The 10,674-nt window shown below is 62.0% G+C and carries 8 protein-coding genes; all 8 read right to left on the bottom strand.

Features of this window, described 5'->3' with window-relative positions:
* Positions 1 to 227, bottom strand: a 227-nt coding sequence (locus tag KDL09_RS22010; RefSeq protein WP_294389974.1) for a DUF1501 domain-containing protein, incomplete at its 3' end; no start/stop codon positions are given.
* Between the two features lie 89 nt (positions 228 to 316).
* A complete protein-coding gene (locus KDL09_RS22005) occupies positions 317 to 3,526 on the bottom strand; it encodes a response regulator (RefSeq protein WP_294389971.1) in 3,210 nt (1,069 codons plus the stop codon).
* 86 nt (positions 3,527 to 3,612) lie between these two features.
* Positions 3,613 to 5,235: an L-lactate permease gene (locus KDL09_RS22000; RefSeq protein ID WP_294389969.1), complete on the bottom strand. Its 1,623-nt coding sequence runs from the start codon at positions 5,233 to 5,235 to the stop codon at positions 3,613 to 3,615.
* Positions 5,232 to 6,482 (bottom strand): heterodisulfide reductase-related iron-sulfur binding cluster, encoded by a 1,251-nt coding sequence (locus KDL09_RS21995; protein ID WP_294389966.1) that lies wholly within the window; start codon positions 6,480 to 6,482, stop codon positions 5,232 to 5,234. The genes KDL09_RS22000 and KDL09_RS21995 overlap by 4 nt, the downstream gene beginning before the upstream one ends.
* Positions 6,482 to 7,426: an FAD-binding protein gene (locus KDL09_RS21990; protein ID WP_294389964.1), complete on the bottom strand. Its 945-nt coding sequence runs from the start codon at positions 7,424 to 7,426 to the stop codon at positions 6,482 to 6,484. The genes KDL09_RS21995 and KDL09_RS21990 overlap by 1 nt, the downstream gene beginning before the upstream one ends.
* Positions 7,423 to 8,865: an FAD-linked oxidase C-terminal domain-containing protein gene (locus KDL09_RS21985; protein WP_294389961.1), complete on the bottom strand. Its 1,443-nt coding sequence runs from the start codon at positions 8,863 to 8,865 to the stop codon at positions 7,423 to 7,425. Before KDL09_RS21985 ends, KDL09_RS21990 begins: the two co-directional genes overlap by 4 nt.
* A 10-nt stretch (positions 8,866 to 8,875) precedes the next feature.
* Positions 8,876 to 9,985: an alanine--glyoxylate aminotransferase family protein gene (locus KDL09_RS21980; protein WP_294389958.1), complete on the bottom strand. Its 1,110-nt coding sequence runs from the start codon at positions 9,983 to 9,985 to the stop codon at positions 8,876 to 8,878.
* Positions 9,986 to 10,022: 37 nt separating this feature from the next.
* Positions 10,023 to 10,674 (bottom strand): sulfatase-like hydrolase/transferase (locus tag KDL09_RS21975; protein WP_294389954.1); only part of this gene is annotated, 652 nt, incomplete at its 5' end.

Raw genomic sequence — 10,674 nt, 5'->3', positions numbered from 1 at the left:
TTTTCGCCGAAGTCGGACTCCTCGCCGTGGTGCTTGATCAGCGCGGGCTTGTAATCAAACAGATCGATATGGCTCGCCGCGCCGCCCATGAAGAGCTGCACGACGCGCTTCGCCTTCGGCACCACCACCTCCGAGCGATGCTGCGTCTCCGCCGCCTGCAGCGAGGCAAAGGCCAGCGCGCCGAATCCTTGTCCGGAGGTCTGAAGAAGCTGGCGGCGGGTGAGCATGGCAACGGGCTGCACAGTCAACGCTCATGGCCGCGTGGTGTTTGCGGAAAGGTGTCACCCGAGCCGCTCCGATCGGCGCCCGTTTCACCTCACTCCAACATCCGCTCAAGCGTGGGCCGCAGACGGGCGATTTCTGTTTCCAGCTTCTCAAATGCCTCCGCCGCATCCTGAATCCTCTCCTCCCGACCGACAAACTCCAGCTGCTGCGCGGCCGTGGTGGCGGCATTCGAGCCGAACAATGCCAGCGCCCCTTTGAGCGAATGAGCGTGGCCGTGCAGCGCCTTGGCGTCGCCATCGGCCACGGCCGCATGAATGCCCGACATGAGCGTCTCGGACTCTGCGATGAATACCTTGATGAGCTGACGCAGGAAGTCAGGATTGTTACTGGCAGACTTCAGCGCATGGTCCCGGATGGCGGCATCTTCGGGATGAAGTGTTGCCATGGCGGGTGTTGCAGACGGTTGTTTCGACGATGCCACGGACGGCAGCAACTCCTCGACTGCACTCCAAAGATCGGCGGGTTGAATTGGCTTGGATACGTAGCCGTCCATGCCGGCCGCGAGACAGCGTTCGCGGTCGCCTTTGAGAGCATGGGCGGTCATCGCGATGATCGGGAGGTGGCCCCCGGCTGATTTCTCGTAGGCCCGGATCGCGGCCGTCGCCTGGAAGCCGTCCATCTCCGGCATTTGAACATCCATGAGCACGAGATCGAACGACTCACGTTTGACCTTGATGAATGCCTCCCGGCCGTTCGGCACAATGACGAACGTGTGTCCCTTTTCACCCAGCAGCAGGGCCGCGAGCTTTTGATTCACTGCATTGTCTTCGGCAACCAGAACCCGCAGACGGCGTTCTCCGGTGCCTTTCGCTGCAGACGATGTGTTCGGGGGTGCCGTCCGATGCCCGCGCAGGGAACGGCCCACATGCAGGGCGCCGAGCATGGCGTCGAGAAGCTCCGATTGCTTCACCGGTTTGGTGAGACAGGAGGCGATTCCCAGTTCACGAGAACGCTCAGCATCTCCGGAACGCGGACCGGAGGTGAGCATCACAACGGGCGTGGGCGCAATCTCCCGCAATCGCGTGGCGAGGGTGAATCCATCCATCTTCGGCATGTGGAAATCGAGGAGGACGATCCCAAACGGCGCCCCGGACTCCGCCGCCCGTTTCATGACCTCGATGGCCGCCACTCCTCCATCCGCCAAGGTCGGGCGCATATTCCAGCTCCCCAGCGTCTCCTCCAAAATGCGGCGGTTCGTTGCGTTGTCATCCACCACAAGCACCCGCAGCTCATGCAAACGCGCCAAACGTGACGGAACCCCATGCTCGGCAGAATCAACCGCACGGCCAAGCTTCGCAGTGAAATGAAACGTGCTCCCCTTGCCCACCTCGCTCTCGACCCAGATGTTTCCGCCCATCAGCCCCACGAGACGCGCGGAAATCGCCAGTCCCAGACCCGTTCCACCGTACTCACGCGTCGTCGAAGTGTCCGCCTGGGTGAAGGCCTCAAATATGGCCGCCTGCTTGTCCGCCGGAATGCCGATGCCTGTATCCCTCACGGCGAAATGCAGGATGCAGGAGTCTTCAGACTCGGACTCCATTTCCACGTCCAGAACGACTTCGCCCGCGTGGGTGAACTTGATCGCATTGCCGACAAGGTTCACCACGATCTGCCGCAGCCGTCCTGGATCACCTGATAGCATCTCGGGCACATCGAGGTGAAAGTGGCAGGCCAGTTCCAGCTTCTTCTCGTTGGCCCGGTTGGCGAGAGTCTTCATCGTGTCCCCGATGATCTCGCGCATGCGAAACTCCGTGTGATCGAGACTGAGCTTGCCCGCCTCGATCTTGGAGAAGTCCAGCACGTCATTGATCACCGCCAGCAGCGCATCAGCGCTGGAACGCACTAAGTCGAGGTACTCACGCTGCTCGGCGGTGAGCTTCGTGTTGAGCGCCACGCCGGTCATGCCGATGATGCCGTTCATTGGTGTGCGGATTTCATGGCTCATCTGCGCGAGGAATTCGCTCTTGGCATGGTTGGCGCGTTCCGCCTCCGCCTTGGCGGCGAGCAACTCGGCGTTCATCGCCTGCAGTTTCTCCGCGGCAAGCTTCGCCTCCGTGATATCCCAGTTCGTACCGATCATGCGAACCGCCTTGCTATCGCTGTCACGCTGTACGGTGCCGTTCGCCTTGATGTGCCGCACGGTGCCATCCGGCCACACCACGCGGAACTCCGTGTCGAAATCGGCCTCTCCGCGCAACGCCTTCTGCAGCCGCTCCGCCTGCTCCGTCTTATCGTCAGGATGCAGCCCGGCCTCCCATGCCTCGTAGGCGCCGGTGAAAGTCTCCGCCGTGATGCCATAGAGCTGGTACATGGAATCGTCCCACACCAGCCGCTGATGCACCACGTCGTAATCCCAGATGCCCACATTGGCCGCCCGAGTCGCCAGTTGCAGACGGTCGGACAAAATTCGATGCGCTTCCTCCGCCTGCTTGCGCGCTGTGATGTCCTGCCCCACACCGAGAAACCCGGTGATCTGCCCTCGCTTGTCCATCAAAGCCGTCACCGATAGCAGAACCGGATAGCGGCTGCCGTCCTTGCGGATGTAGGTCCATTCATTCTCATCCGGCACGCCGAGCCGTGCCTTGGCCACAAAGGTTTCGAATCCCGGCTCCACCGGACGGCCCAGTTCCTTCGAGAGCGCGGCCGCGCGCCGAACAACCTCGTCAGGGTCATGGATGATCGCGGGAGTCACCTTGCCGATCACCTCGTCTGCAGAGTAGCCGAGATTGCGCTCGGCCTCGGCATTGAAAGTTGTGATGATGCCCTCAGGCGTGCCGGAGATGATGCTAAAATTCGCACCGTCCAAAATCGCCTCCTGCAACCGCGTGGCATCCCTCAGTTCCTGCTCCATCTGTTTCTTTGACGTAATGTCACGCGCGGCGGCAAAAATCAGGCCACGGTCGGGGTCCGGTATCGCGTGCCAGAGCAACCAGATGTAACTGCCGTCCTTGCGACGGTAGCGGTTCTCAAAAGACAGCGTGAGCGCCCCCTCGCTGAGCTTCTTTGCCTCGGCCGCAGTTCCTGGAATGTCATCCGGATGGATGAACTCCACATAGGGCACCGCCATCAGCTCCGCGCGAGTGAATCCCAGCGCCGTTTCCCACACCGGATTCAGTCTGGTGAACCGCCCTTCGAAATTTGCGACACAAAGCAGTTCCATCGAATGCTCGAAGAAGAAGCGCATCTCGTACTCCGTGGGACGAGTGCCGTCTGGTTTGGCGTCGTGTTTGCGCGTACTCATCTTGACTCCACCATAAGGGGATTCCTCCCCAACTGACAAGCAGAGTCTTACACCCCCCGGTGCCGCCAATGCAAATTCCTACGCGGCTATTTTACCACCATCCACGGCAGCCAGTACGCCTGCGCCATCACCAGTACGCCCATGAGCAGCGCGAGCGCCACGCTGTGCCAGAAGACACTTCGCAGCACCGTGCCTGCATCAGGGCTGTCCGGATGACCGCCTGTCGCCACGGCGGCGACGACGATGCTTTGCGCGTCGATCATCTTGCCCATCACGCCACCGGAGCTGTTCGAGGCCGCCATGTGAATCGGCGAGAGATGCAACTGGTTCGCGGTGACCTGCTGCAGATTCCCAAACAGCACGTTCGACGCCGTGTCGCTGCCCGTGAGCGCCACGCCGAGCCAGCCGATGATCGGCGAGAAAAACGGGAACAACGCGCCCGTGGACGCCATCATGAGGCCCATCGTCGTGTCCGTTCCGCTGTATCGTGTCACATAGCCCAGCGCGAGCATGAGCGAGATCGTCAGCAATGGCACGCGCAGCTTCCAAATCGTCGTCGCATACAGTTTCGCAATGCGCACCGGCCCCAGGCCGAGACAGAAGCCCGCAAGCACGCCCGCAATCATCGCCGCTGTCCCCGTGGCGGAGAGCGCGTTGAATTTGAACACCGCCTTCTCTAGTTCCGCATGCACCACCACCGGCGGCACGCGTTCGACCGCCTTGTGCAGCACCGGCACCTCGATCTCCTGATTGAAGGTGGCGTTCAGTCCGCTCTTCACCGCGGGCATGCCCCATGCAAAGACGAAAGCAGTGAGGAAGATCCACGGCAGCCAGGCCTTCCATGCCGCGCCCGATGCACCACCCGCTGGTTCTTCATTCACATGCTCATTGGCGAGCGCCGGTTTCCACACCTTCATGAATCCAACGAGCGCTGCCATCGCGACCACCGCGCTCACGATGTCCACCAGCCAAGGACCGTGGAAGTTGCTCATCACAAACTGCATCACACCAAAGCTCAATCCCGTCACCAAGCACGCGGGCCACACACCAAGCATGCCGCGCCATCCGACTTGTGCCGCAACCAGCCAGAACGGCACGATCAATGAGAACAACGGCAGCTGCCTGCCCACCATCGCGCTGAGCAGATGCAGATCGAGATGCGTGATGTCCGCCAGTGTCGTCAACGGCGTGCCGAGCGATCCAAACGCGACCGGCGCTGTGTTACCAATGAGCGCGAGTTTCGCGGCTTCGAGCGGTTTGAAACCGAGACCAATCATCAACGCCCCCGTGATCGCCACCGGCGCACCAAAACCCGCCGCCCCTTCGATGAACGCGCCAAAGCTGAATGCGATCAGCAGCGCCTGAATGCGTCGATCACTTGAGACACCCGCGATTTGCTTTTGCAGCACGGCGAACTGGCCTGTCTCGACACTCAGGTTGTACACAAACATCGCGTTCAACACAATCCAGCCGATGGGAAACAGCCCAAACGCCGCGCCATTCACCGCCGCCATGCCCGCAAGCTGTGCCGGCATGTGATACACAAAGATCGCAATCCACGCCGCGACGAGCAGACCCGCCAGCGCCGCCAGATGCGCGCGCACATGCCAGAAGGCCAGCAATCCCAGCAGCACCACCACCGGCAGCGCCGCGACAAGCGACGAAAGAATGAGACTGCCGAGAGGATCGTAGTTTTGGGACCAGGTCATGATGGAAGCATGGCATCACGGATCACTTGCAGCGTATGTTTCACCTGAGTCGGTGATCCGAGTTTCTTCAGATGAAGTTTCACCTGCGTCATGCATCCGATGTTGCCGGTGACGACGACCTCAGCGCCGGTGGCGATGATGTTCTTCGCTTTCTGTTCGCCGAGCGAAGCCGCGATCTCGGGCTGGTCCATGTTGTAACTGCCCGCGCTGCCGCAGCAAAGATGCGCGTCGCCGATTTCGAGCAGTTGCAGACCCGGAATGGCTTTCAAAAGATCACGCGGCTGCTTGCGGACGTTCTGCGCGTTCGAGAGATGGCAGGCATCGTGGTAGGCAGCTTTGAGTTTCGTTTCACGCAAAGGTTCACGCAGACCGAGCTTCGCCAAAAACACACTCACATCCATTACTCGATGTCTGAATGCTTCCGCGCGCGCTTCGTCCGGCGTGCCTCGGAGAACGAGATGGTATTCATGCATCGCCGAGCCGCAGCCTGCGGCATTCGTGAGGATCGCGTCCACATCGTCCGGAAACGCGTCGATATTCTGCCGAGCAAACGAACGTGCCGCCTCCAGATCGCCCGTGTGCCATGCGAGACCTCCACAGCATCCCTGCGAGCGTGGAATGACCACCTCGACGCCATTTCGCGTCAGCACCTCGATCGTCGCTGTGTTGATGTCCGGGTCGAGCACCTGCTGCGCGCAACCGAGCAGCAAAGCCACCCGCGCCCGCTTCTCTCCCTGAGCCGCATACTGCGTCTCCCACGTCTGCGCTGGAGGAATCTCATCGGGGATCAAATCCAACATCGGACGCATCGCCTTCGGCATCGGCAACCGCCGTCCCATTTGTCCCAGCCAGGCGGCCAAACGAAACCGATTTGGAAACGGCACGGTCTGCGCCGCGAAGAATCGCCGCAGCCGTTCGAGTGGACTGCGATTCATCTTCGGCGCCGCCAGCGCACGAAATGGGCTGATCAAATCGCGATACGGCACACCGCTTGGACACGCGGGCTCGCACGCGAGGCAGCCGAGACAGCGATCCACATGCGGCTGCGCCGCCTCAAAGCTCATCTTGCCTTCCAGCACCTCCTTCATCAACACGATGCGCCCGCGCGGCGTGTCCATCTCCTGCCCGAGTTCACGATACGTCGGGCACGCGGCCAGACAGAACCCACAATGCACGCAAGCGGACACCGCCTTCGCCATCGGTTCGCCCAGCGGGCCGAGTTTGGTGGTGTCGATCTCGTGCAGCATCAGTCGTCGAGAGTTGGAAAACGGTTCTGCGGATCGAGCGCCTGCTTCACCGCGGCTTCGATGGCAAATCGAGGCCGCCCGCCGATCCACAGCGGCGAATCACCGCGCAGTGTCATGCCGCGAGGCGGCGGCGCGTTCGAGAAGGCGACGTTGCCGCCGCAGCTCACATGCGCAGTCTTGAAATCGTTGATCTGGTCCAGTGTGATGTCGGCTTTGAAACTCCACGGCGTTTCACGGATCACGCGCCACACCGTGCTGTCGGTGACTTCACCGCCGATCTCCTTCGCGAGCACTTCCAGCGCCTTGGCAGGTCCGGCAAGCCTCACGAGCATCGTTTCACCGCCTGGAAGCACATCAAGTGCATCGATCTCGAAACGCGAGTTCGCGAGTTGAGCCATCTTTTCAGAGGAGAACGGCATTTGAAGTGTGAACGTTGACTCCGGCTTCGGAAACACTTTGAAGGTCACTTCGCCAATCACGCCGAATCTTCCGAGGCTGCCGACGACAAACTTCGGCACGTCAAAGCCTGCCGCATTTTTCACCACCTTGCCGCCGAGCCTCAACAAGCGGCCCAGGCCATCAACAAAGCGCACGCCAAGGATGAAATCGCGCACGCCGCCGTAGCGGAAACGTCCCGGCCCGCTCAAACCGCTCGCCACCACGCCGCCGATGGTGCTGCCGGCCTCAACGAGCATCGGATCGAAAGGCAGATACTGCCCTTTCTCGTCCAGCGCCGCGATGATCTCGCGCACCGGCGTGCCAGCGAGTGCAGAGAAGGTGAACTCGCTCGGCTCATACTCGGTGATGCCGCTCAACGGCCGCGTCGATATCTTCACCGTCTCCGCCGCCGAAAGCCGCGGCTTCGTCTCCGCGCCCACGGCGATCACGCGCGGCGCGGAGAGCACGGCGTCGCGGAGTTCGGTGAGCGTGGCGGGAGAAATCATTCGCGTGAAATGACGCCGGCCTTCTCCAGCGGATGCAGACCGACATGGGACAGCGATGGCGCTTCGCTTCCCGGGAACATCTTGCCGGGATTCGCGATACCAAGCGGATTGAACGCGGCACGCAGGCGCTGCATGCAGTCGATCTCGTCGGCGGTGAACATATCGGGCAGGAAGTCGCGCTTCTCGACTCCGATTCCGTGTTCGCCGGTGATGGAGCCGCCCATTTCGATGCACATTCTCAAAATGCGGCCCGCGAAATCCTCGGCGCGATGCAGCGCGCCCTCTTCGCGACCATCGAAAAGAATGAGCGGATGCAGATTGCCATCGCCAGCGTGAAACACATTCGCCACGCGGAGACCGGTCTCCTGCGACATCTCGGCGATGCGGCGCAGCGCCTCGCCCAATCGACGACGCGGCACGACACCATCCTGCACGATGAAATCCGGCGACAGCCTGCCGACGGCGCTGAAGGCACTCTTGCGGCCTTTCCAGATGGCGAGGCGCTCCTCGGCATCGCGTGCGGGCCGCATTTCGACGGGCGAACTGGCTGAGAGAATCGCATCGAGTCGTTCACGTTCGATGGCGACAACTTCGTGCGGCCCTTCGAGCTCCACGATGAGCACCGCCTCGCATCCCGGCGGATACTCGGCATGCACCGCGGCCGTTGCGGCCTCCAGCGCGAGCGCGTCCATGATTTCAATGGCGCCAGGCAGCAAACCGCTCGCGATGACGGCGGAGACAGCGTCGCCCGCCTGTTCGAGCGTGCAATAGCCCGCGAGCACGGTGTGAAAGCATTCCGCCTTCGGCAAAAGCTGCAGCGTGATCTCCAGCGCGATGCCGAAGAGGCCTTCGTTGCCGGTGAACAGCCCGCACCAGTCCGGGCCGAGCCGTTCGCGGCTGCCACCGCCCCATTCGACAACCTCGCCGGTGCCGAGCACGGCCTTGATGCCAAGGATGTGATTCGCCGTCATGCCGTATTTCAGGCAGTGCGCGCCGCCGGAGTTGAAGGCGACGTTTCCACCGATGGTGCAGATGCTTTGCGACGATGGATCGGGCGCGTAGTGCAATCCGAACGGCGCGGCAGCTAGCGTGACCTGCGTGTTCACCACCCCTGGCTCCACCACGGCGATGCGCTGCGCCGGATCGAGCTTCAGGATGCGATTGAGACGGTTGAGCGCGATCACAATTCCTTCCGCGATGGGCAGCGAACCACCCGAAAGACTCGTGCCGCTGCCGCGTGCGACAAACGGCAGTTTCAACTCATGACACAGCCGCACGATGGCGATCACTTCATCCGTCGTCTCCGGCACGACCACCGCGAGCGGCCGCGTGCGAAACGCGGTGAGGCCGTCGCTTTCGTAAGCGGCGAGTTCCACCGGACGCACGAGCAGGCGCTCCGGCGGTAACAATGCAGCCAGACGATCAAGCGCGGTGGACATGAGCGACTGATTATTTCAGCACGTTCTGCAGCGCCGTGAGCACGAGATCGACGTTCCGCACGGTCGCGCCGTGGCCCATGAGGCCGATGCGCCAGGCTTTGCCGGCCATGACGCCGAGTCCGGCGCCGATTTCGATGCCGTATTCTTCGAGCAGGCGCTTGCGTGTACCGGCGTCGTCGGCTCCGGCGGGGATGTGGATGCAGTTGAGCGTGTGCAGCGAGTGCTTCGGCACGTAGCTGATGCCCATCGACTCCAGTCCGGATCGCAAACGCTGATGCATCTGCGCATGACGGGCGATGCGGGCTTCGAGTCCTTCTTCCAGCACGATCGCGAGCGCCTCGCGCAGCGCGTAGGTCATGTTGATCGGCGCGGTGTGATGATACACGCGGCCGCCACCGCCGGAGGTGTAGTATTTGCGCAGCATCGAGACGTCGAGATACCAGGACTGCACCTTCGTCTTGCGCGAATCCATGATGGCGAGGGCGCGGTCGCCGAAACTCACCGGTGCGAGACCGGGCGGGCAACTCAGGCACTTCTGCGTGCCGCTGTAGATCGCGTCGATGCCCCAGTCATCGACTTTCAATTCGTGACCGCCGAGGCTGGTGACGGCATCGACGACCAGCAGCGCACCTTTGCTATGCACGATATCAGCGAGACCCTCGAGCGGTTGCAGCGCGCCGGTGCTCGTCTCGGCATGCACGATGCCGACGAGCTTCGATTTTGGATGCTGGTCGAGTGCGGCGGCGATTTGATCGAACTGAATGACATCGCCCCACGCGGCCTCGACGGCATGCACCGTGGCACCGCAGCGCTCCATGACGTCCTTCATGCGGCCGCCGAAGACGCCGTTCACGCAGACGATCACCTCGTCGCCGGGCTCGATGAGATTCGTGGCGATGCACTCCATGCCGGCCATGCCGGTGCCGCTGACGGGAAAGGTGAGCGAATTCTTCGTGCGAAACACCTGCCTCAGCATCTCGCAGACTTCGTCCATGATGGCGACGTATTGAGGATCGAGGTGACCGAGCGTCGGTGCGCCGAGCGCACGCAGCACACGCGAGGGGACAGGACTGGGGCCGGGGCCGAGAAGGATGCGTTCAGCGGGGAATTGGGTGTTCATGGAGAGTGGCGAGTATGGGAGGGGAGAGTCGCAGGCGTCAAGGTTTCGCCGTCAAATGCCAGTCGGGACCGTCGGCCATGATGCTGGCGTTGATTTCGAGCAGCTTCTTTTTGAGTCGTTCGACGACTTCCTGATTGGACGAGGCGATGTCGTGCTCCTGCGACGGGTCGGCTTCGAGGTCGTAGAGTTGGAAGTTGACGTAGCCCCCTGACTTGATCTTCGGAATCCAGGATTCCTGAAACATGTTGTCGGTGGAGAGTTCGTAGTCCGGCTCCGCGACGAGGGAAAACCGGCCGTCACGCATGGCGACGATGGGCCGCGACTTTTGCAGGTGCCAGAAGAGAGGTTGATGGCGGGTAAACTTAGTGACGTCGCCGGATCGAAGCAGGGGGGCGAGGTCGGAGCCGTCGAGATGGACGTCCTTCGGCGGTGCGATGCCGAGCAGGCCGCAGACGGTCGGCAGGGTGTCGATGACCCCGCCGGGGGTGGTTTCCACACGACCGGCGGGAATGACACCCGGCCAGCAGTAGATGCCCGGCACGCGGATGCCGCCTTCCCAGTTCAGGCCTTTCTGGCCGCGCAGGTTGCCAACTCGGTCCTTGCGGTAGCTGCCGTTGTCTGAGGCGTAAATGATCAGCGTGTTCTCTTCGGGAGCGACTTCCTTCAGTTTGGCCAGCAGTCTTGCGACG

It is taken from the genome of Prosthecobacter sp. (genome assembly GCF_020439865.1).
Taxonomy (GTDB): Bacteria; Verrucomicrobiota; Verrucomicrobiia; order Verrucomicrobiales; family Verrucomicrobiaceae; genus Prosthecobacter.
Note: the sequence above shows the minus strand (reverse complement) of the source record. Positions and strands in the feature narration are given on the sequence as shown.

Coding starts and splice junctions, on each gene's coding strand:
- KDL09_RS22000 (WP_294389969.1), bottom strand. CDS start 5,235: ATGACCTGGTCCCAAAACTACGATCCTCTCGGCAGTCTCATTCTTTCG.
- KDL09_RS21980 (WP_294389958.1), bottom strand. CDS start 9,985: ATGAACACCCAATTCCCCGCTGAACGCATCCTTCTCGGCCCCGGCCCC.
- KDL09_RS21995 (WP_294389966.1), bottom strand. CDS start 6,482: ATGCTGCACGAGATCGACACCACCAAACTCGGCCCGCTGGGCGAACCG.
- KDL09_RS21990 (WP_294389964.1), bottom strand. CDS start 7,426: ATGATTTCTCCCGCCACGCTCACCGAACTCCGCGACGCCGTGCTCTCC.
- KDL09_RS21985 (WP_294389961.1), bottom strand. CDS start 8,865: ATGTCCACCGCGCTTGATCGTCTGGCTGCATTGTTACCGCCGGAGCGC.
- KDL09_RS22005 (WP_294389971.1), bottom strand. CDS start 3,526: ATGAGTACGCGCAAACACGACGCCAAACCAGACGGCACTCGTCCCACG.